17 protein-coding genes are annotated in these 20,615 nt (G+C 68.8%); 7 read left to right on the top strand and 10 right to left on the bottom strand.

Annotated elements, in window-relative coordinates; translation table 11 throughout:
- Positions 1–201: 201 nt before the first annotated feature.
- From DM992_RS12090 to DM992_RS12070, 5 genes are all read right to left on the bottom strand, one after another.
- Positions 202–1,167, bottom strand: coding sequence for an NAD(P)-dependent oxidoreductase (locus DM992_RS12090; protein WP_111017894.1), 966 nt, complete (start codon positions 1,165–1,167; stop codon positions 202–204).
- Positions 1,168–1,172: 5 nt separating this feature from the next.
- Positions 1,173–2,453 (bottom strand): MFS transporter, encoded by a 1,281-nt coding sequence (locus DM992_RS12085; protein ID WP_111016978.1) that lies wholly within the window; start codon positions 2,451–2,453, stop codon positions 1,173–1,175.
- Positions 2,454–2,611: 158 nt separating this feature from the next.
- Positions 2,612–3,604, bottom strand: coding sequence for a sugar kinase (locus tag DM992_RS12080; RefSeq protein ID WP_111016977.1), 993 nt, complete (start codon positions 3,602–3,604; stop codon positions 2,612–2,614).
- A gap of 28 nt (positions 3,605–3,632) precedes the next feature.
- Positions 3,633–4,397 carry a TIM barrel protein gene (locus tag DM992_RS12075; RefSeq protein WP_111016976.1) on the bottom strand — a complete coding sequence of 255 codons (765 nt, stop codon included), beginning with the start codon at positions 4,395–4,397 and terminating at the stop codon, positions 3,633–3,635.
- A gap of 161 nt (positions 4,398–4,558) precedes the next feature.
- Positions 4,559–5,452 (bottom strand): LysR family transcriptional regulator, encoded by an 894-nt coding sequence (locus DM992_RS12070; RefSeq protein WP_111016975.1) that lies wholly within the window; start codon positions 5,450–5,452, stop codon positions 4,559–4,561.
- A 112-nt stretch (positions 5,453–5,564) separates the two neighbouring features.
- On the opposite strand from DM992_RS12070, the gene DM992_RS12065 reads away from it, so the two are divergent.
- Both DM992_RS12065 and DM992_RS12055 read left to right on the top strand, forming a co-directional pair.
- Positions 5,565–6,632 (top strand): YeiH family protein, encoded by a 1,068-nt coding sequence (locus DM992_RS12065; protein WP_111016974.1) that lies wholly within the window; start codon positions 5,565–5,567, stop codon positions 6,630–6,632.
- 103 nt (positions 6,633–6,735) lie between these two features.
- A complete protein-coding gene (locus tag DM992_RS12055) occupies positions 6,736–8,469 on the top strand; it encodes a ClcB-like voltage-gated chloride channel protein (RefSeq protein ID WP_204356117.1) in 1,734 nt (577 codons plus the stop codon).
- 84 nt (positions 8,470–8,553) lie between these two features.
- Here the strand turns inward: DM992_RS12055 and DM992_RS12050 are convergent, their stop codons facing one another.
- The gene (locus DM992_RS12050; protein ID WP_111016971.1) at positions 8,554–9,174 is read right to left on the bottom strand and encodes a TetR family transcriptional regulator; all 621 of its coding nucleotides are present in this window, start codon (positions 9,172–9,174) and stop codon (positions 8,554–8,556) included.
- Between the two features lie 178 nt (positions 9,175–9,352).
- On the opposite strand from DM992_RS12050, the gene DM992_RS12045 reads away from it, so the two are divergent.
- The 4 genes from DM992_RS12045 to DM992_RS12030 all read left to right on the top strand — a co-directional run bounded on the left by DM992_RS12045 (position 9,353) and on the right by DM992_RS12030 (position 16,332).
- On the top strand, positions 9,353–10,462 hold the full coding sequence (locus tag DM992_RS12045) for an efflux RND transporter periplasmic adaptor subunit (protein ID WP_111016970.1): 1,110 nt from the start codon (positions 9,353–9,355) through the stop codon (positions 10,460–10,462).
- Positions 10,459–13,623, top strand: coding sequence for an efflux RND transporter permease subunit (locus DM992_RS12040; protein ID WP_111016969.1), 3,165 nt, complete (start codon positions 10,459–10,461; stop codon positions 13,621–13,623). The genes DM992_RS12045 and DM992_RS12040 overlap by 4 nt, the downstream gene beginning before the upstream one ends.
- Before the next feature lie 2 nt (positions 13,624–13,625).
- Positions 13,626–15,182: an efflux transporter outer membrane subunit gene (locus DM992_RS12035; protein ID WP_111016968.1), complete on the top strand. Its 1,557-nt coding sequence runs from the start codon at positions 13,626–13,628 to the stop codon at positions 15,180–15,182.
- Between the two features lie 121 nt (positions 15,183–15,303).
- Positions 15,304–16,332: a MerR family transcriptional regulator gene (locus DM992_RS12030; RefSeq protein WP_111016967.1), complete on the top strand. Its 1,029-nt coding sequence runs from the start codon at positions 15,304–15,306 to the stop codon at positions 16,330–16,332.
- Between the two features lie 71 nt (positions 16,333–16,403).
- Here DM992_RS12030 and DM992_RS12025 read toward each other — a convergent pair whose 3' ends face one another.
- The 4 genes from DM992_RS12025 to DM992_RS12010 all read right to left on the bottom strand — a co-directional run bounded on the left by DM992_RS12025 (position 16,404) and on the right by DM992_RS12010 (position 19,454).
- On the bottom strand, positions 16,404–17,150 hold the full coding sequence (locus DM992_RS12025) for a hypothetical protein (RefSeq protein ID WP_111016966.1): 747 nt from the start codon (positions 17,148–17,150) through the stop codon (positions 16,404–16,406).
- The gene (locus DM992_RS12020) at positions 17,125–17,349 is read right to left on the bottom strand and encodes a helix-turn-helix transcriptional regulator (protein WP_006488139.1); all 225 of its coding nucleotides are present in this window, start codon (positions 17,347–17,349) and stop codon (positions 17,125–17,127) included. The genes DM992_RS12025 and DM992_RS12020 overlap by 26 nt, the downstream gene beginning before the upstream one ends.
- 8 nt (positions 17,350–17,357) lie before the next feature.
- Positions 17,358–17,921 (bottom strand): DUF2975 domain-containing protein, encoded by a 564-nt coding sequence (locus tag DM992_RS12015; RefSeq protein ID WP_111016965.1) that lies wholly within the window; start codon positions 17,919–17,921, stop codon positions 17,358–17,360.
- 135 nt (positions 17,922–18,056) lie between these two features.
- A complete protein-coding gene (locus DM992_RS12010; protein WP_162631639.1) occupies positions 18,057–19,454 on the bottom strand; it encodes a sigma 54-interacting transcriptional regulator in 1,398 nt (465 codons plus the stop codon).
- Between the two features lie 249 nt (positions 19,455–19,703).
- Between DM992_RS12010 and DM992_RS12005 the strand changes: the two genes are divergently transcribed.
- On the top strand, positions 19,704–20,588 hold the full coding sequence (locus DM992_RS12005) for an MBL fold metallo-hydrolase (RefSeq protein WP_111016963.1): 885 nt from the start codon (positions 19,704–19,706) through the stop codon (positions 20,586–20,588).
- The last annotated feature ends 27 nt before the right edge of the window (positions 20,589–20,615 follow it).

Here is a 20,615-nt window from a genome sequence, read left to right as displayed (position 1 = left end):
TCGGCGCCCGCTCCAGCCACGTGCAAAAAGCAGTCGGCCGCACCGGACCTGGCGCGGACGTCCGCCGCCGGCAGCGTTGCCGAGCCATCGATGCGACAAGCGGGCGATCATAACGCAGCCAGCCCTCCGGCACCAAGACCGTCGACTCTAACGGCGCCGACACCCCGCCGGCCGGCTGTCTTCCCGTTTCCCGACGGCGGCTCAGGCCCGCGCGAGCGCGTCCGGATTGACGAGATTCGCGCGCAGCGTGCCGGCCAGCGCGCCGACCAGGTTTTCCGCGGCGCAGCGCGCCATCGCGTGGCGCGTCTCGTGCGTCGCAGAACCGATATGCGGCAGCGCGACGACATTCTTCATCTGCAGCAGCGGCGAATCCGTCGGCAGCGGCTCCTTCTCGAACACGTCGAGCCCCGCGCCATGGATCGTGCCCGCGCGCAGCGCGTCGACCAGCGCGGCTTCGTCGACGACCGGCCCGCGCGACGCATTGATCAGGATCGCGCCGCGCTTCATCTTCGCGAATTCGGCCGCGCCGATCAGGTGGTGCGTTTCCGGCGACAGCGGCACCTGCACGCACACGAAATCCGACTGCGCGAGCAGTTCGTCGAGCGTCACGCGCCGCGCGCCGTACTGCGTCTCGGCTTCGGCATGCGCGGACCGGTTCGCGTACAGCACCTGCATCCGGAAGCCGAGCGCCGCGCGGCGTGCAACCGCGCCGCCGATCCGCCCGAGCCCGACGATGCCGAGCGTCTTGCCCTGCACGTCGGTGCCGTACAGGTCCGGGCCGATGCTGCGATGCCAGTGGCCGGCCTTCACCCACTCGGCCAGTTCGACCACGCGCCGCGCGGACGCCAGGATCAGCGAAAACACCGTATCGGCGGTCGACTCGGTCAGCACGTCCGGCGTATGCGCAAGCACGATCCCGCGCCGCGTGAGATCCGCGACGTCGAAATTGTCGTAGCCGACCGAGATCGTCGACCAGGCCTTCAGCCGCGGTGCGCGGTCGAGCATCTGCGGCGTGACCTTCAGGCTCGCGCCGATCGCGCCGTCCGCGCTGCCGAGCGCATCGGCGAGCGCGTCGGCACCGTCGGCCTGCACGACGTCCGCATGCTCGCGCAGGTACGCGAGAACGTCATCGGGCAGCGGCTTGTACGCGACGATACGAGGCTTCATCTGTTTCATTTTCCTTGCAGCGGCGCGGCGAGCGGATGCGCATCGCGCGCCTGGGGTTTGACGGACAGCGTGAGGATCACCGCGGCGACGAGCGCGGCGCTCATGAACGCATACGACGCGACGGGCGACCCGGTCGCCCCGTTCAGGTAGCCGACGAAGTACGAGCCGACGAACGAGCCGAGCGCGCCCATGCTGTTGATCAGCGCCATCGCACCGCCGGCGACGTTCTTCGGCAGCAGCTCCGGCACGATCGCGAAGAACGGGCCGTACGGCGCGTACATCGCGGCGCCCGCGACCACCAGCAGCGCATACGAGATCCAGAAATGCGACGAGCCGAGCGCGTACGACGCGGCGAACGCGGCCGCGCCGATCAGCAGGAACGGCCATACGAAGCCGCGGCGCGAGCCGACCTTGTCGGACGCCCAAGAGGCGGCGAGCATCGCGATCGTCGCCGCAAGATACGGCAGCGCGGACAACCAGCCGGTCGCGACCATCCCGAGGTCGGAGCCGTTCTTGACGATCGACGGCAGCCACAGCACGAAGCCGTACACGCCGATGCTCCAGCAGAAATACTGCGCGCACAGCTTGATCACGGCCGGCGAGCGGAACGCCTCGCCATAGTTGCGCACGGGTTTGATCGCCGCCTGCTCGGCCGCGAGCGCGGCGTCGAGGTCGCGCTTTTCCTGCGCGGTAAGCCACGGCGAGTCGGCCGGCTTGTCCTGCACGAGGAACCACCAGCACACGGCCCAGAGGACGGCCGGCACGCCTTCGGCGATGAACATGTGGCGCCAGCCGAATTCGTGCACGAGATAGCCCGACACGATCGACATCCACAGCACGGTGACCGGGTTGCCGAGGATCAGGAACGTGTTCGCGCGCGAGCGCTCGTTCTTCGTGAACCAGTTGCTGATGTAGATCAGCATCGCCGGCATCACGGCCGCCTCGACGACGCCGAGCACGAAGCGGATCGCCATCAGCGACGGGATGTTGCTGACCACGCCGGTGAGCGCCGCGCAGCCGCCCCACAGCACGAGGCTGACGAACACGAGCTTCTTTACGCTGCGGCGTTCGGCATAGATCGCGCCGGGAATCTGGAAGAAGAAATAGCCGAGGAAGAACAGCGCGCCGATCAGCGACGACAGGCCCTTGCTGATCCCGAGGTCCTGGTTGATGCCGGCTGCCGCCGCGAACCCGTAGTTCGCGCGGTCGAGGTAGGCGAGGCTGTACGTGATGAACACGATCGGCATGATCGTCCACCAGCGTCGTGCTGCGAGATTGGTTGTCATCAGTATGTCTCCTTTGTTGACCGGGCTGACGCTTCAGCGCTTCGCGGCAGAAGCCGGTGCTTCCGCACCGCTCCGGTCGCCTGCTTTGCCGTCCGGTCTCACGCAAAGCGGTGCTTGATGCACGAAATGGATCCGCGGATTGTGCCGTGTTCGGCCTCTCATTGCGCGGTGACGGTTTCCTCTAAGCGATCGGCGCGATTGCTGACATTTTCGAGCCGGTCGAGTGCTTCGCGCGTCGGCAAGCCTTCCGAATCGCCGATTACCTGGATCGCGAGCGCGCCGATCCGGTTGCCGCGCGCGACGGCCTGTTCGACGCTGCGGCCTTCCAGCAGCGCGCTGACCACGCCGACCGCGAAGCCGTCGCCGGCGCCGACCGTGTCGACGACGCGTTCGACGCGCTCGCCCGCGACCGTGCCTTCGCAGCCGTCGGCCGTCCGGAAGTACGCGCCTTGCTCGCCGAGCTTGATTACGACGCCGCGCGCACCCTGCGCAAGATAGAAGCCCGCGATGTCGGCCGGCCTGTCGTGCCCGGTGAGCTGCCGCCCTTCGGCGAGGCCCGGCAGCACCCAGTCGGCGAGCGTCGCGAGCGCGTTCAGCGTCTTCGCCATCACGTCGGCGGACGGCCACAGCGTCGGGCGCAGGTTCGGGTCGAACGAAATCGTCTTGCCGGCAGCGCGCATCTCGCGTGCGAGCTGGAACGCGAGTTCGCACGACGTCGCGGAGATCGCCGGCGCGACGCCCGTCAGATGCAGGTGGCGCGCACCGAGCACATAGTCGGCCACGTAGTCGTCGCACGACAGGTGGCTTGCGGCCGAGCCCTTGCGGAAATATTCGACGGTCGGGTCGCTGCCGTCGTCGTTGCGCGACTTCAGCTGGAAACCGGTCGGGTAACGCGGATCGACGGTCACGCACGACGCGTCGATGCCTTCGCGTGCGAGCGTGTCGAGCACGTAGCCGCCGAACGAATCGCGGCCGACGCGGCTCATCCAGCCGACCCGGAAGCCGAGCCGCGACAGGCCGATCGCGACGTTCAGGTCGGCGCCCGCGATCCGCTTCGTGAATTGCGCCGCATGCGCGAGATGGCCGGGCTCGGTCGAGACGAACATCGCCATCGCCTCGCCGTAGGTCACGACATCGAGTGCTGCTTTCATGAGTGAACTCCTCAGGATCCTTCTGCCGTCACGCCGTTGCAAGCCACGCAACGCGACGGCATGCGTCGCCCGCCAGGTCGGCCGCGTCGAACGGAAACTCGATGCCGCGCGGCGCATGCAGCGGCAGCGCCGCGAGCACGCCGGTCACGAGCGGGTCGTTCGGCGCCGGCGCGGCCGCGAAACGGCGCGCGCCCTCGCCGGCGACCGCCTTGCAATGAATGTATTCCACATGCGGCGCGAGCATCTGCGCGCAGTCGAGCGGCGCTTCGCCCGGCCATTGCCAGTTGCCGATGTCGAACGTCATCCCGAGCGCATCGGGCATGCCCGCCGCGGCCAACGCATCGAACAGCCCGCGGAACTGCGCGAGCGCACCGCCGACCGGAAGCTGGCCGTTCTCGACCACCACCCGTGCACGCGCGCCGCGCGACAGCGCGACGATGTCGGCCGCGTGCGCGTCGCCTGCAAAGCCGCCGAGCTGGAATTTCACGAAGCGCGCGCCAAGCGCGTCGGCTTGCGCGAGCGCGTCGCGCAATGCGTCGGCATCGAGCGCACCCGTTTCCGTGTACAGCGTGGCCGGCGTCGAATAGACCGACCACAGCCCGTGGCCGGCCAGTTGCGCGCCGAGCGCGGCCAGCGCGCCGGGCGTCGCGTCGTCGTCCGATGCGAACAGCTCGCGCCTCACCTCGAAGCCGGTCGCACCGGATGCCGCCGCGGTCGCGACGAATGCGCTGTGGCCCTCCTGGCGCACGCGGTCCGTCCCGAATGCGCTCGCCACGATCACGATGTCTGCCATTTTGCCCTTTTCTTACCGGAATGGAACCGGTTCCATTTGCTTGAGAAGGATGGTGCGCTTCGCTTCGGACACACGCCATAGAGGAAATCCCTAAGGCCGGGCGCCACGCGAACGCGCGCCCGACGGCGCGCATCGTGTGGTTCCGGATCGGCTTCGGCCGCCTATGCGAGATCCTGCGCGAGACTCATTTCGAGGAACTGCGCGGCGACCCGCGACGGCGCGCCGCCATGCGGCACGAGAATGGAAAAATGACGTGTGAGCGGTGCGGGCGCGAGCGAGCGCAACACGAGCGCCGCATCCTGGTGACGCAGCGACATCGCGGACACGAACCCGACGCCCATCCCGGCACGCACGGCCTCCTTCACCGCCTCGACGCCCGCGATCTCGAACGCGACACGCATCGGCGCGCCGCCGTGCGCGAACGCGCGCTCGACGAGCTGCCGCACGCCGGAGCCCTCCTCGCGCAGCACGAGCGGATGGGCGCCGAGCGCATCGAGCGTCACGCCCGCATCATAGCCGGGCGCTGCCAGCGGATGGCCGGCCGGCACGATCGCGACGATCTCGTCCTCGTGCCACGCATGCACGACCGTGCCGGGCGGCAGCGCCTCGCCGGGCGGCCCTTCGATCATCGCGATGTCGAGCGACGGCAGCGCGGCGACCACGTCGGCCGTATTGCCGCTCATCGTATGGATCGTCACGCGCGGCGCACGCGGCTGGAACGCCGCGATCAGGTACGGCAGCAGGTAGCTTGCCGGCGTCGTGCTCGCGCCGATCCGCAGCGTGCCGGCCTCGAGGCCGCGCACCGCGTCGCGAAACGCGCGCGCCTGCGCAAACGTGTCGCGCTGCGCCTTCGCGTATTGCGCGAGCTGTTCGCCGACCGGCGTCAGCCGGATGCCGCGGCCGTCGCGCTGGTACAGCGGCTCGCCGAATTCGTCCTGCAGCAGCCGCAACTGGCCCGACACGGCCGGCTGCGACAGGTGCAGCGCCAACGCGGCACGGCTGATGTTCAGGTGTTCGGCGACGGCCGCGAACGTTATCAGTTGATCCGGGGTCATGGGGTTGAATTATCGGCTTTCCGGATAGTTTACGTCACAAATCACAATTTTTCATATCGATATAACAAAATTAGGATTACAGCATCGCAACACGCTCCATCACGGTGCTTCCATGTCCACTGCCCCGACTCCTCATCTCAGCCATGCCGCGCCGTCGATGCGCGGCCAGTTGAACGGCGTGCTGTTCGTCGCGCTGTTCGCCGCCGCCGTCACGAGCCTGTCCGAGCTCCCCGCGATCGCGGGGCTCGGCCTGTCGCCGCTGATCGTCGGCATCGTCGCCGGCGCGCTGTACGGCAATGCGCTGCGCGACGGCATGCCGGCCAGCTGGGCGGCCGGCGTCAATTTCTCCGCGCGCAAGCTGCTGCGCATCGCGGTCGCGTTCTTCGGGTTGCGCGTGAGCCTGCAGGAAATCGCGCAGGTCGGCCTGCCGGGCCTGACGGTCTCGGTGCTGGTCGTCGTCAGCACGCTCGTGATCGGCACCTGGGCCGGCATGAAGCTGATGAAGCTCGACCGCGACGCGGCGCTGCTGACCGCCGCCGGCAGCGCGATCTGCGGCGCGGCCGCCGTGCTCGCGTTCGAGTCGACGCTGCAGTCGAAGCCGCACCAGAGCGCGATGGCCGTGGGCAGCGTCGTGCTGTTCGGCACGCTGTCGATGTTCCTGTACCCGATCGCATATCACGCGGGGCTGCTGAACCTCGATCCGGCCGGCCTCGGCCTGTTCTTCGGCGGCACGATCCACGAAGTCGCTCAGGTGGTCGGCGCAGCCAGCGACATCAGCCCGCAGGTCGCGCACATCGCGACGATCGTCAAGATGACGCGCGTGATGCTGCTGGTTCCGGTGCTGCTCGTGCTCGGCTGGTGGCTCGCCCGCTCGGCCCGCGCGACGGCCGGCGGTGCACAAGGCAGGCGCAAGGTGGCCGTGCCCTGGTTCGCGCTCGGCTTCCTGGGCTTCGTGATCGTCAATTCGCTGAACGTGCTGCCCACCGACGTCACGCATACGCTGAACGTGCTCGACACCTTCGCGCTGACGATGGCGATGACCGCACTCGGCATCGAGACGCGCGTGTCGCAGATCCGCGCAGCCGGCCCCCGCGCACTGGTAACCGGCCTGATCCTGTACGTGTGGCTGATCGCCGGCGGCTACGGGATCACCTGGGCCGTGCAGCACTGGCTTGGGTGAGCCGCCTGTCCGCAACACTTCGCGCGCCGCGCCCGACGGGATGGTCCCGCGGGCGCGGCGCGGTGCTATGCTTCGCGTCGTTTTCCATCGCCCCCTTTCAGCCGTGCTCTCGTTCCTGCTGAAGCTGCGCACTCGCGCCCAAACGCTGTTCCGCCTGTCGGACGCCCATACGATGCTGATCTGGTCGGCCATCGTCGGCGTCGGCGGCGCCTTCGCCACCATGGCGTTCCGCGAAGGCATCGATCTGATGCAGCACCTGATCTCCGGGCACAGCGGCAGCTTCGTCCAGATGGCGAAGAGCCTGCCGTGGTACGTGCGGTTCTGGATGCCGGCCGCGGGCGGCTTCCTAGCCGGCTGCGTGCTGCTGCTCGCGACACGCGGCGACAAGCCGTCCGGCAAGACCGACTACATGGAATCCGTCGCGCTCGGCAACGGCATCGTGCCCGTGCGGCAGAGCCTGTGGCGCAGCGTGTCGTCGCTGCTGACGATCGGCAGCGGCGGCTCGATCGGCCGCGAAGGCCCGATGGTGCAGCTCGCGGCGCTTGCCGCGTCGCTCGTCGGCCGCTTCGTGCACTTCGACCCGCCGCGCCTGCGCCTGCTGGTCGCGTGCGGCGCAGCTGCCGGCATCACGTCCGCGTACAACGCGCCGATCGCAGGCGCGTTCTTCGTATCGGAGATCGTGCTCGGCACGATCTCGATGGAGAGCTTCGGGCCGATGGTCGTCGCGTCGGTCGTCGCGAACATCGTGATGCGAGAATTCGCCGGCTACCGGCCGCCGTACGAAATGCCGGTGTTTCCGGCCGTCACGGGCCCCGAGGTACTGCTGTTCGTCGTGCTCGGCGCGCTGTGCGGCGTGCTCGCGCCGCAGTTCCTGCACCTGCTCGACGCGTCGAAGAACCAGTTCAAGCGGCTGCCCGTGCCGCTGCCCGTGCGGCTCGCGCTGGGCGGCCTCGTCGTCGGCGTGATCTCGGTGTGGATTCCGGACGTGTGGGGCAACGGCTACAGCGTCGTGAACCACATCCTTCATTCGCCGTGGACCTGGCAGGCGCTCGTCGCGGTACTCGTGTTCAAGGTGATCGCGACCACCGCGACGGCCGGCTCGGGCGCGATCGGCGGCGTCTTCACGCCGACGCTGTTCGTCGGCGCGGTGTTCGGTTCGCTGTTCGGGCTCGCGATGGAAGCGCTGTGGCCCGGCCATACGTCGGCGTATTTCGCGTATGCGATCGTCGGGATGGGCGCGTTCATGGCGGGCGCCACGCAGGCGCCGCTGATGGCGATCCTGATGATCTTCGAGATGACGCTGAGCTACCAGGTCGTGCTGCCGCTGCTGGTATCGTGCGTGTTCGCGTATTTCGTCGCACGCGCGACGGGCACGACGTCGATGTACGAGATCACGCTGCACCACTACCAGGACGCACAGGAACGGCTGCGGCTGCGCACCACGCAGATGCGCGAGCTGATCCAGCCCGCGCAGACGGTCGTGCCGCTCACCGCGAGCGTCGCCGACATGACGCGCGTGTTTCTCGAATATCCGGTGAAGTACCTGTACGTGACCGACGACGCCGGGCGCTTCCGCGGCGCGGTCGCGCTGAAGGACATCACGTCCGACCTGCTCGACAAGCGCGACACGTCCGACAAGACGGCCGCGCACTACGCGCATACGCCGTTTCCGCTCCTCACGCCCGACATGCCGCTCGCGACGGCGCTCGAACGCTTCATGGCGTTCCAGGGCGAACGGCTGCCGGTGATCGAAAGCGAAGCCGAGCCGACGCTCGCGGGCGTCGTCTACAAGACGTCGCTGCTCGACGCGTATCGGCGGATGACCGGCGAGCGTTGACGCGCACGATGCGTGCTCTCGCCGCATCGCACCGCTTCATCGCATCCGGCCTGCCGCGAGCGAACGCGACGCCCGCTTCCCCGCTCAGTCCGGCGCGCGCCCCAGCACGACCCGCGCGAAGAACCCCGCAAGCACCGATTCGGCCACGTCGGCCGGCACGTGCTGCGGATCGGCCGTGTAGTACGACTGCACGCCGTCGCACAGGCACATCAGCCCGAACGCGAGCGTCTCTGCCGGCAGCAGCAGCGGCGTGCCCGAGCGCTCGGCGAAGCGCTGGATGAAGTCGGCCATCTGCAGCCGCTTGCCATGCAGGAACTGGTTGAAGCGCACGCGGAATTTCGCGTCGCGCGCGGCCTGCAGCTTCGCTTCGCCCCACAGCAGCGAGAATTCGTCGTCGCGGAACAGCGTCCGGTAATGCGCGAGCGCCATCGACTCCATCTGTTCGCGCGTCCCGCCCTCGTCGAAGATCGCCTCGAAATCGGACCGCACCGCCTCATGGTTGCGCTCCAGCAACTCCAGCAGCAGGTCCGACTTGCTGCGGAAATTCGAGTAGAACGCGCCGCGCGTATAGCCGGCCGCGGCCGCGATGTCCTCGACGCTCGCGGCCACAAAGCCTTTCTTCAGAAAAATACGATGCGCGGCTTTCAGCAGACGTTCGCGCGTCTGGTCCCTGCTCTGCTCGCGAGTTAAGCGCTGTGGTTTCATGGCGCGCAGTCTAGCACCATTACCCCTTCGGATTCATCTTTGCATTCAGATACAGGTATGTATTAGAATCCGCAGCAGTTTCTGAAATTGTTGTCCGCGCGCCGCTGCCGGCGCCGCTTGGGGCAAGCGCCCGCCGCGCTTGCCGGCTTCGTTCCGCTCCATCTCACCTGGGGGTTTCGTGAATCGCTCCGGTTCCCGCGCTGCGCTGCTGATCGGCGTGGCGCTCTTCGTCGCCGCCTGTCATCCGAAAGAATCCGCGCCGCCCGCGCCGCGTCCCGTCGTCGCGCTGCCCGCACATGCCGATGCCGCCGCGGTCGCGCGCACGCTGCCCGGCGAAATCCAGCCGCGTTACGCGACGCCGCTGTCGTTCCGCATCGCCGGCAAGATCGTCGAGCGCAAGGTGCGGCTCGGCGATACGGTCAAGGTCGGCCAGGTCGTCGCGCTGCTCGACCCGTCCGACGTCGAGAAAAACGCCGCGAGCGCGCAGGCGCAGCTCGATGCCGCGACGCACAGCCTCGCATTCGCGAAGCAGCAGCTCGACCGCGACCGCGCGCAGGCGCATGAAAACCTGATCGCGACCGCGCAACTCGAGCAGACCCAGAACAGCTACACGTCGGCGCTCGCGCAGCGCGACCAGGCGCAACAGCAGCTCGCGCTCGCGAAGAACCAGCTCCGCTACGCGACGCTCGTCGCCGATCATGCCGGCTACATCACCGCCGAACAGGCCGACACCGGCCAGAACGTGTCGGCCGGCCAGGCCGTCTACCAGCTCGCGTGGTCCGGCGACGTCGACGTCGTCAGCGACGTGCCCGAAGCCGCGCTCGCGTCGCTCGCACCCGGCCATGCGGCGACCGTCACGCTGCCGTCGCTGCCGGGCCGCCAGTTCGCCGCGAAGGTGCGTGAAATCGCGCCGGCCGCCGATCCGCAAAGCCGCACGTATCGCGTGAAGCTCACGCTCGCCGCGCCCGATCCGGCGATCCGCCTCGGCATGACCGCGAACGTCGCATTCGACGGCGCGCCGGCCGCCGGCGACGCGCAGCCGATCACGCTGCCCGCGACCGCGCTGTTCCACGACGGCGCGCAACCGGCCGTGTGGGTCGTGCGCAAGAAGGACGACACGCTCGAATTGCGCCGCGTCGACGTCGCTCGCTTCAACGAGCGCACCGTCACCGTGTCGCACGGGCTGCAGCCGGGCGAGCGCGTCGTGCTGCAGGGCGTGCATACGGTCAGCGCGGGCGAGAAGGTACGCCCGATCGCGCCGCTGCACCCGGAGGACTTCGCATCGTGAGCACCTCCCGCGAAGAAGGCCGGTTCAACCTGTCGGCGTGGGCACTGCGCCACCAGGCGCTCGTCGTCTACCTGATCGCGCTCGCGACGCTCGCGGGCATCCTCGCGTACACGCGGCTCGCGCAGTCCGAAGACCCGCCGTTCACGTTCCGCGTGATGGTGATCCGCACGTTCTGGCCCGGCGCGACCGCACGGCAGGTGCAGGAACAGGTCACCGACCGGATCGGCCGCAAGCTGCAGGAAACACCGGCCATCGACTTCCTGCGCAGCGATTCGCGCCCCGGCGAATCGCTGATCTTCTTCACGATGAAGGATTCGGCGCCCGTGAAGGACGTGCCCGAGACCTGGTACCAGATCCGCAAGAAGGTCGGCGACATCGGCTATACGCTGCCGCCCGGCGTGCAGGGCCCGTTCTTCAACGACGAATTCGGCGACGTCTACACCAACATCTGGACGCTCGAAGGCGACGGCTTCTCACCCGCGCAGCTGCACGACTACGCGGACCAGTTACGCACCGTGCTGCTGCGCGTGCCGGGTGTCGGCAAGGTCGACTATTTCGGCGACCCCGACCAGCGGATCTTCATCGAGGTGAACAACGCGCAGCTCACGCGCCTCGGCATCTCGCCGCAGCAGCTCGGCCAGGCGATCAACGCGCAGAACGACATCTCGTCGGCCGGCGTGCTGACGACCGCCGACGATCGCGTGTTCGTGCGGCCGAGCGGCCAGTTCGACAACGTCAACGCGATCGCCGATACGCTGATCCGCATCAACGGCCGCACGTTCCGGCTCGGCGATCTCGCGACGGTCAAGCGCGGCTACGACGATCCGACGGTCACGCAGATGCGCGCGGCCGGCTCAGGTGCGGCCGGCAAGGCGGTGCTCGGCATCGGCGTCACGATGCAGCCGGGCGGCGACGTGATCCGGCTCGGCAAGGCGCTCGACGCCGAATCGAAGGACCTGCAGGCGCGGTTGCCGGCCGGCCTCAAGCTGGTCGAGGTATCGAGCATGCCGCATGCGGTCTCGCATTCGGTCGACGATTTCCTCGAGGCGGTCGCCGAAGCCGTCGCGATCGTGCTGGTCGTGAGCCTCGTATCGCTCGGCCTGCGCACCGGGATGGTCGTCGCGATCTCGATTCCGGTCGTGCTCGCGGTCACGGCCCTGTTCATGTACCTGTTCGACATCGGGCTGCACAAGGTGTCGCTCGGCACGCTCGTGCTCGCGCTCGGGCTGCTCGTCGACGACGCGATCATCGCGGTCGAGATGATGGCCGTGAAGCTCGAGCAGGGCTACAGCCGCGCGCGCGCCGCCGCGTTCGCATACACGAGCACCGCGTTCCCGATGCTGACGGGCACGCTCGTCACGGTGTCGGGCTTCCTGCCGATCGCGCTCGCGAAATCGAGCACCGGCGAATACACGCGCTCGATCTTCGAGGTGTCGGCGATCGCGCTGATCGCGTCGTGGTTTGCGGCCGTCGTGCTGATCCCGCTGCTCGGCTACCACATGCTGCCCGAGCGCAAGCGGCAGGCGCACGAAGCGCACCTGCCCGACGACCACGAGCACGACATCTACGACACGCGCTTCTACCGGCGGCTGCGCGGCTGGGTCGACTGGTGCATCGAGCGGCGCTTCGTCGTGCTGCTGATCACGGGCGCCCTGTTCGTCGTGTCGCTGATGGGCTTCTCGCTGGTGCCGCAGCAGTTCTTCCCGAGTTCCGACCGGCCCGAGCTGCTGGTCGACCTGCGGCTGCCCGAGGGCGCGTCGTTCGCGGCGACGCTGCGTGAAACCGAACGCCTCGAGAAGGTGATCGACAAGCGCCCCGAGATCGATCATTCGGTGAACTTCGTCGGCAGCGGCGCGCCGCGCTTCTACCTGCCGCTCGACCAGCAGCTGCAACTGCCGAACTTCGCGCAGTTCGTGATCACCGCGAAATCGGTCGAGGATCGCGAGAAGCTCGCGACCTGGCTCGAAACCACGCTGCGCGACAAGTTCCCGGCCGTGCGCTGGCGGCTGTCGCGGCTCGAGAACGGCCCGCCGGTCGGCTATCCGGTGCAGTTCCGCGTGAGCGGCGACAGCATCGCGACGGTCCGCTCGATCGCGGAGAAGGTCGCGGCGACGATGCGCGGCGATGCGCGCACGGTCAACGTGCAGTTCGACTGGGACGAGCCGGCCGAGCGCTCGGTGCGCTTCGAGATCGACCAGAAGAAGGCGCGCGAGCTGAACGTGACGTCGCAGGACGTGTCGAGCTTCCTCGCGATGACGCTGTCCGGCACGACGGTCACGCAGTACCGCGAGCGCGACAAGCTGATCGCGGTCGACCTGCGCGCGCCGCAGGCCGACCGCGTCGATCCGGCGAAGCTCGCGGGCCTCGCGCTGCCGACGCCGAACGGCCCGGTGCCGCTCGGCTCGCTCGGCCGCTTCGAGCCGACGCTCGAATACGGCGTCGTGTGGGAGCGCGACCGCCAGCCGACCATCACCGTGCAGTCGGACGTGCGCGCCGGCGCACAGGGCATCGACGTCACGCATGCGGTCGACGCGAAGCTGAACGCGCTGCGCGCGCAGCTGCCGGTCGGCTATCAGATCAACATCGGCGGCTCGGTCGAGGAAAGCGCGAAGGCGCAGAACTCGATCAACGCGCAGATGCCGCTGATGGCGATCGCCGTGTTCACGCTGCTGATGATCCAGCTGCAGAGCTTTTCGCGCGTGCTGATGGTCGTGCTGACCGCGCCGCTCGGGCTGATCGGCGTGGTCGCCACGCTGCTGCTGTTCGGGCAGCCGTTCGGCTTCGTCGCGATGCTCGGCGTGATCGCGATGTTCGGGATCATCATGCGCAACTCGGTGATCCTCGTCGACCAGATCGAGCAGGACATCGCGGTCGGCCACGGCCGCGTCGACGCGATCATCGGCGCGACCGTGCGGCGCTTCCGGCCGATCACGCTGACGGCCGCGGCCGCCGTGCTCGCACTGATCCCGCTGCTGCGCTCTAACTTCTTCGGGCCGATGGCGACCGCGCTGATGGGCGGCATCACGAGCGCGACCGTGCTGACGCTGTTCTACCTGCCTGCGCTGTACGCGACGTGGTTCCGCGTGAAGCGCGACGAACGCGACCCGCAGGACGGCCCGCCGCATGACGGCAGCACGCCGGCCGCGCCGTCGGGAGCCTGACCATGGATGTGTCGATGAACCTGAAAACCCAAGCCGTGCGCGCGCTCGCAGCCGCGAGCCTCGCCGGCCCGCTCGCCGGCTGCGCGTGGTTCGCGCCGAGCGGCGAGCCGCCCGCGATGCCGTCGCCCGCGCATTACGGCGCCGTGCCGCAAGTCGAGCAGACCGTGTCCGCGCAAGGCGTCGCGCAGCAGTTCGAAGTGGGCGCGCAGCCGGTGCCCGACTGGTGGAAGCAGTACCGCTCCGATGCGCTGAACGCGCTCGTCGACGAAGGGCTGCGCAACAGCCCGACGCTCAGTGCAGCATCGCATTCGCTGGATGCCGCGCGCGAACAGTTGCGCGGGCAGATCGGCAGCTCGATGCTGCCGTCGATCGACGCGGTCGGCCAGGCCACGCGCCAGCGTGCGCTCGGCGTGCCGATTCCGGCGCTCGGCGCACCGACGCTGCTGTACGACACGTTCGTCGGGCAGCTGCAGGCGAGCTACACGGTCGACCTGTTCGGCGTCTCGCGCTTCGCGAATCGCGCGCTCGCGAAACGCGTCGACGTCAGTGCGTTCCAGCTCGAATCCGCGCGGCGCGCGCTGGCCGCGAACATCGTCACCGCGTCGATCACGGTATCGGTGCTCAACGCGCAGATCGACACGACCGAGCGGCTCGTCGCACTCGCGAACGACCAGGCGCACGACGCCGAACGCCGCTACGCGCTCGGCTCGGCGTCGCGCAGCGACGCGCTGAACGCGCGGCAAAGCGCCGACACGTTCGCGGCAAGCCTGCCCGCGCTGCGCCAGCAGCGCGACTCGGCGCGCCATGCGCTCGCGGTGCTGGTCGGCCGCACGCCCGACCGGCCGCCGGCCGATCTCACGCTCGCCGATCTGCACCTGCCCGAGCAGGTGCCCGTCGTCGTGCCGTCGGACCTGCTGCAAAGCCGCCCGGATATCCAGGCGGCCGACGCGGGGCTGAAGGCCGCCGCTGCGGAAGTGGGCGTCGCGACCGCGCAGCTATTCCCGCAACTGTCGCTGTCGGCGGCGATGGGCAAAGGCGGCTTCAGCTGGCCGACCATGCTGTCGGGCGCCGGCGCGATCTGGAATGTCGGCGCGTCGCTGAGCCAGCCGATCTTCCACGGCGGCGCGCTGCTCGCGCAGCGCCGCGCGGCGAAGGCCACCTACGAAGCCGCGGTCGACCAGTACAAGCAGGCCGTGCTCGGCGCGTTCCAGAACGTCGCCGATTCGCTCGCGGCGCTCGAGCACGATGCGGAGGCGCTCGACGCATCGTCCCGCGCCGCGCTGTCCGCACGCGGCGCATACGACGACGCGGCCGCCCGCGTGCGGCTCGGCGCGCTGCCGCCGTCGGCCGCGCGCGCCAGCGAGCTGCAGTACCGCAACGCGCGGCTCGACGAAATCCGCGCGACCGGCGCGCGGTTCGCGGATACCGCGCGGCTCTATCAGGCGATGGGCACGCCGCCGGCCGACAAGGCCGGCAGAACCGGCAAGGAAGCCGGCGACAACGCAACCGGCAAGGAAGCGCGCGCCGCCGCGCCCGTCACCGCGCCTTCGCCGCAATAAGCCGGCCCGTCGCTCGGGCGCGCGCGGTCAACCCGGCGCGCGCCCGATTTTCGATCTTCCGCTTGACCCTCACGTAGCGTAACGTTCGAAACTCCAGTGTGCGTACCGAACGGAGCAACGAATGCAGCTGAAAGTGGGAGAACTGGCGAAACGCAGCGGACTGACCGTCCGCACGCTTCATCACTATCACGCGATCGGTCTGCTGACGCCTTCGGCACGCGCCGACAACGGCTACCGGCTGTACGACCGCCACGACATCGCCCGGCTCCACCAGATCCAGGCGCTGCGTCGCTTCGGACTGTCGCTCACCGAAATCGGCGACTACCTGAACCAGCCCGGCACCCCGCTCGTCGATCTCGTCGCGAAGCAGATCGTGCTGCTCGACCGCCAGCTCGCGCAAACCGCGCAGCTGCGCGAGCGGCTCGTGAGCCTGCACGCGCAGCTCGCCGCGGGCACGGAGCCGGAACTGGCCGATTGGCTCGCCACACTGGAGTTGATGACCGTGTACGACAAATACTTTTCCGAGGAAGAACTTGCGCGCATGCCGATGTATCGCAAGAGCCAGGCGGGCGACGCGGAATGGATCGCGCTCGTCGCCGACGTGCGCGCGCTGCACGACGCGGGCGTGCCGCCCGAGGACGAGCGCGTGCGCGCGCTCGCCGGCCGCTGGATGACGCTGCTCGTGCGCGACACGAACAACGACCCGCGCCTGCTGGCGAAGCTGAACCTGATGCACGAGCGCGAACCGGCGATGCAGTCGAAGATCGGCATTTCGATCGCGTTGCGCGACTACGTGCTGCGCGCGACCGCCGAAACGAAGATGCGGATCTTCGAGAAATATCTCGCGCCGGACGAAATCCGCTTCATGCGGGCGCACTACGGCGAACGCGCGATGGAATGGCCGCAACTGATGGCCGACGTGCGCGACGCGATCGACGCGGGCGCGACGCCCGCTTCGCCGGAAGGCCGAGCGCTCGCGCAGCGCTGGCTCGACCTGTTCTGCAGCTATGCGGGCCACGATCCGGCCACGCACGCGAAATTCCGTCACGCGATGATGAACGAGCCGGCTCTGACGAAGGACGCGTGGGTCGACGATACGCTGCTCGGTTTTATCCGCGAGGCAATGGCGCAGTTGGTGCCGGCGCACTGATCAGTGACGTGGCGGGCGGCATGCAGGTCGCCTGCGCGCCGCCGCCAAGCCCGCGAGGCAGGCCACCCGCGTCACCACTTGCAGCCGGTATCGCGAACCGCATCCAGTGCAAGCATCGGCAACGCAAGGAGGCCGGCACCCGAATACGCGCTCCGGCAGTCGACGCGGTGCGCGTCCGACATCCCCGTGGCCAACCTGGTGCCGACGGTATCGCGACGCGGCGCTACGTGACCGGACGACGCACCCAATGCGTCGATCGCCGCGTCGGCAGCGCTGCGCCCTGAAGCGCGCCGCGCGCCGATCGATGCCAGATCGCGCCCCCAGTCGACATTGGGCATCGACGCGTTAGCCGGCCGGTTGTCGCGTCCATCCGGCGCGACACCGGCAGGCGCGTCGCTTCGTGCATGCAGCGCCCCGAATGCCTCCGGAAGCGAACGCGCCGGCATGCGCGCGTTCGCGGCGGCGCCGGAACGTTCCGGCGATCGACCATTGCCGCGCACCTGCCCGTTCTGTCCGGTGCGTCCGGTGCGTCCGGTGCGTCCGGCCACGCCGGTTACGCCGGTTACGCCGGTTGCCGGCGGTTGCACCGGCCGCGCCGGAATCAACACGACGCTCAGCGCGGGCCAGGCCGGCGCCCCGACCTCGGGCCTCGCCGCACTGGTCGTCGTCGACGCCCAGCGCAGCACGAACCATCCGAGCACGTGGATCGACGCCGCGATTGCGCATGCCACCGCGACGACGCCCAGTCGCCGCCGTCGCGCCGCCGCGTCGGCCGTACGCCACGGCGATGCGTCAGTCAGGCTCGCCGCCGCCGTCATCGCTGAACGCGAGCAGATCGCCGGGTTGGCAATCGAGATAGCGGCAGATCGCCTCGAGCGTCGCAAAGCGGATGCCCTTGACCTTCCCCTGCTTGAGCAACGACAGGTTCTGTTCGGTGATGCCGACCGCCGCCGCGAGATCCTTCGAGCGGACCTTGCGGGTCGCGAGCATCACGTCGAGCTTGACCACGATCGTCATGGCGCGCCTCAGACGAACTGCCGATGTTCGGCGTCGAGCTCGCTCGCCTGCCGGAGAATGTGCGCGATCACCGCAATACAGGCCGCCGTAAACAGCGCGACAACGTAAGGCATGCTGAAGCCGATGCTGACCACGCGATGGCCGACCGGCTCGCGCATCGTCACCCACACGCTCAGGAGCGGTTCGCACAACAGGCTCAGCAGCACCCACAGGCCGATCGCACGGCCCGTCTTGCCGAGATGGGCTGCCGCCTGCGCGGAGAAATAGTCACGGCGCGCGTAAGTCCGGAACAGCGCGCGCAGATGGCGCAGGCCGTTCGCGAGCGCGACGAGCGGCACGCTCGACAGAAGGATGCCGACCGCCTTTTGCCACCACGGGAATGCGGCGACATCCACGCGCAGGTTCGACATCACCGAGTCCGTGAGGCCGAATACGAAACCGGGCCCGGAGTCGGCCGCGCTCAGCGACGGAAACGCCCAGCAAGCGGCGTTGAGCACCAGCATGGCGACGATGAACCACAGCGTGACGGCAGCCATGCGCTGGCTGATGCGGGCAATGCGATCGGAATGCATGCGACATCCTCTTCGATGGTGGTGAACACGCATCGATTGTACGTCGTTAATTATTGTAAAACGATAATTATTTTTCGCATGACATGAATTTATGATTGCCGGGCATGTTCCCCGTCGAGACACCGAAACACCCGCTCACCCGCCGCGCGTGCCCAGCCCGAGCGCCTTCAACCGCCGGTACAACGTGCGCTCGCTCATCCCCGTGCGCTCGGCCAGCGCCTTGCGCGTGCCGGCGAATTCGCCGGCGATCCGCGCCAGTTCCGCATCCGTCAGCGCGCCCGCCGCGCCCGCGCCATCCTGCTGCGCCGCCGATGCCGCCACGAGTTCGGCCGGCAGGTGCTCGACGCGGATCGTCCCGTCGTCCGCGAACAGGCATGCACGTTCGAGCACGTTGCGCAGTTCGCGGATGTTGCCCGGCCATGCATAAGCGTCGAGGCACGCACGCGCGCGCTCGGTCAGCACGAACGGCCGGGCCGCGAACGGCCGCGCGCCCGCGTCGCCCGCATTCGCGCGCGCGTTCGCGATCCGCCGCAGGATCGATTCGGCGAGCAGCGCGACATCGCCCTGCCGTTCGCGCAGTGCCGGCAGCGGAATCGGAAACGCGTTGATCCGGTAGTAGAGGTCCTGACGGAACCGGCCGTCGTCGATCATCTCGCGCAGCGGCTTGTGCGTGGCCGCAACGAGCCGGAAATCCGCGCGCAGCGCCTCGACGCCGCCGACGCGCCGGAACGTGCCCGACTCGATCAGCCGCAGCAGCTTCACCTGCATCGGCAGCGGCACGTCGCCGATCTCGTCGAGAAACAGCGTGCCGCCCTGCGCGGTCTCGACGAGGCCCGGCTTGCGCTGGTTCGCGCCCGTGAACGCACCCTTCTCATAGCCGAACAGTTCGCTCTCGAACAGCGTCTCGGCGATCCCCGAGCAATCGACGACGACGAACGGCCCCATCGCGCGATCGCTCGCCTCGTGCAGCGCGCGGGCGAACAGCTCCTTGCCGGTGCCCGATTCGCCGAGCAGCAGCACCGGCAACAGCGACGGCGCGACGCGCTGCAGTGCGCCGAGCGCCGCGTTGAACGCGTCGGCGCCGCCGACCAGTCCTTCCGCGCTCGGCTGCGCCGACGCGCTGCGCACCGTCGTCAGCCGCTCGACATATGCGATCACGTTGCCGTGAGCATCGAAGATCGGCCGAAGCTCGACGTCGACATGCTCGGGGCCGCGCGGCGTGTGATGGATGTGCAGCACGCGGTTCAGCCCGCGCGATTCGAGCGCCTGCTTCATCGGGCAATGCTCGCCGGCCTGGTCGCACGGCACGTCGTAGTGATGCGAGACCTGGAAGCAATGCCGCCCCACGTGCTCGACGCCCGCCACGCCGAACTGGCGCCGGTACGCATCGTTCGCCGCGAGGATGCGGTAGTCGGGATCGACGACGATCATCGGCTGCGGGTCCTGCTCGAGATAGGCGACGAGTGCGCGGACGTCGGGCGTGACATCGCGGCGCGGCGAGGGAACGATCGGGATGGTGTCGTGCGGATTCATGCGGACGCTCGGTGACGGTGCTGCCGGACGGACTGCCAGGCTGACTGCCAATTCTGCCACGACACTGCCAGATATGGCAGTCCACATGATCGACCGGCTAGCGCCAACGCCCGCGTATCGTCGTGGCCGTGCCGAAAACCCGAGCCGAATCAAGTCTCTGGCCTATCGGCCGGTGCCGCTGTGCCGGTTGGCATGCTTCTTGAGTCAGAGATCCCGATTGCAAATGCAGAACCCGATCGAGGACACCCCGTGAGCAACGCCCCCACGCTGTCGGTCGAAGGCTTTTTCGACCCGGCGACCCACACCGTCAGCTATCTCCTGCTCGATACGGCGAGCCGCACGTGCGCGCTGGTCGACAGCGTGCTCGACTACGACCCGAAATCCGGCCGCACGCGCACCGCGAGCGCCGACCGGCTGATCGCGCGCGTCGCCGAACTCGGCGCGACCGTGCACTGGCTGCTGGAGACGCACGTGCATGCCGACCACCTGTCGGCCGCCCCCTACCTGAAGGCACGGGTCGGCGGCCGGATCGCGATCGGTTCGCACGTGCGCCGCGTGCAGCACGTCTTCGGCGCGCTGTTCAACGCGGGCCCCGGCTTCGCCGAGGACGGCCGCCAGTTCGACCGGCTCGTCGACGACGGCGACACGCTCGCGCTCGGCGCGCTGACGATCCGCGCGCTGCACACGCCGGGCCACACGCCCGCGTGCATGACCTACTGCGTCGACGACGCGACGCAGCGCGCGGCGTTCGTCGGCGACACACTGTTCATGCCCGACTACGGCACGGCCCGCTGCGACTTCCCGGGCGGCGACGCGCGCACGCTGTACCGCTCGATCTCCCGCGTGCTCGCGCTGCCGCCCGACACGCGCCTGTACCTGTGCCACGACTACCAGCCGGGCGGCCGCGACGTGCAGTTCGTGACGACCGTCGCCGAACAGCGCCGCGCGAACGTGCACGTGAAGGACGGCGTGACCGAGGACGATTTCGTCGCGATGCGCACCGCGCGCGATGCGACGCTCGACATGCCGGTGCTGATGCTGCCGTCCGTGCAGGTCAACATGCGCGCCGGCCATCTGCCGGAGCCCGAAAACAATGGCGTGCGCTACCTGAAGATCCCGCTCGACGCGATCTGAGCGCCGCCGCCCCCAACCGAGACCCCC

It is taken from the genome of Burkholderia sp. JP2-270 (assembly GCF_003233675.1).
Lineage (GTDB): Bacteria > Pseudomonadota > Gammaproteobacteria > Burkholderiales > Burkholderiaceae > Burkholderia > Burkholderia pyrrocinia_C.
Note: the sequence above shows the minus strand (reverse complement) of the source record. Positions and strands in the feature narration are given on the sequence as shown.

Bases quoted from the DNA above. Each gene is read 5' to 3' on its own strand.
- DM992_RS12090 (WP_111017894.1), bottom strand. From the start codon at position 1,167: ATGAAGCCTCGTATCGTCGCGTACAAGCCGCTGCCCGATGACGTTCTC.
- DM992_RS12085 (WP_111016978.1), bottom strand. From the start codon at position 2,453: ATGACAACCAATCTCGCAGCACGACGCTGGTGGACGATCATGCCGATC.
- DM992_RS12080 (WP_111016977.1), bottom strand. From the start codon at position 3,604: ATGAAAGCAGCACTCGATGTCGTGACCTACGGCGAGGCGATGGCGATG.
- DM992_RS12075 (WP_111016976.1), bottom strand. From the start codon at position 4,397: ATGGCAGACATCGTGATCGTGGCGAGCGCATTCGGGACGGACCGCGTG.
- DM992_RS12070 (WP_111016975.1), bottom strand. From the start codon at position 5,452: ATGACCCCGGATCAACTGATAACGTTCGCGGCCGTCGCCGAACACCTG.
- DM992_RS12065 (WP_111016974.1), top strand. From the start codon at position 5,565: ATGTCCACTGCCCCGACTCCTCATCTCAGCCATGCCGCGCCGTCGATG.
- DM992_RS12050 (WP_111016971.1), bottom strand. From the start codon at position 9,174: ATGAAACCACAGCGCTTAACTCGCGAGCAGAGCAGGGACCAGACGCGC.
- DM992_RS12035 (WP_111016968.1), top strand. From the start codon at position 13,626: ATGGATGTGTCGATGAACCTGAAAACCCAAGCCGTGCGCGCGCTCGCA.
- DM992_RS12030 (WP_111016967.1), top strand. From the start codon at position 15,304: ATGCAGCTGAAAGTGGGAGAACTGGCGAAACGCAGCGGACTGACCGTC.
- DM992_RS12025 (WP_111016966.1), bottom strand. From the start codon at position 17,150: ATGACGGCGGCGGCGAGCCTGACTGACGCATCGCCGTGGCGTACGGCC.
- DM992_RS12020 (WP_006488139.1), bottom strand. From the start codon at position 17,349: ATGACGATCGTGGTCAAGCTCGACGTGATGCTCGCGACCCGCAAGGTC.
- DM992_RS12015 (WP_111016965.1), bottom strand. From the start codon at position 17,921: ATGCATTCCGATCGCATTGCCCGCATCAGCCAGCGCATGGCTGCCGTC.
- DM992_RS12010 (WP_162631639.1), bottom strand. From the start codon at position 19,454: ATGAATCCGCACGACACCATCCCGATCGTTCCCTCGCCGCGCCGCGAT.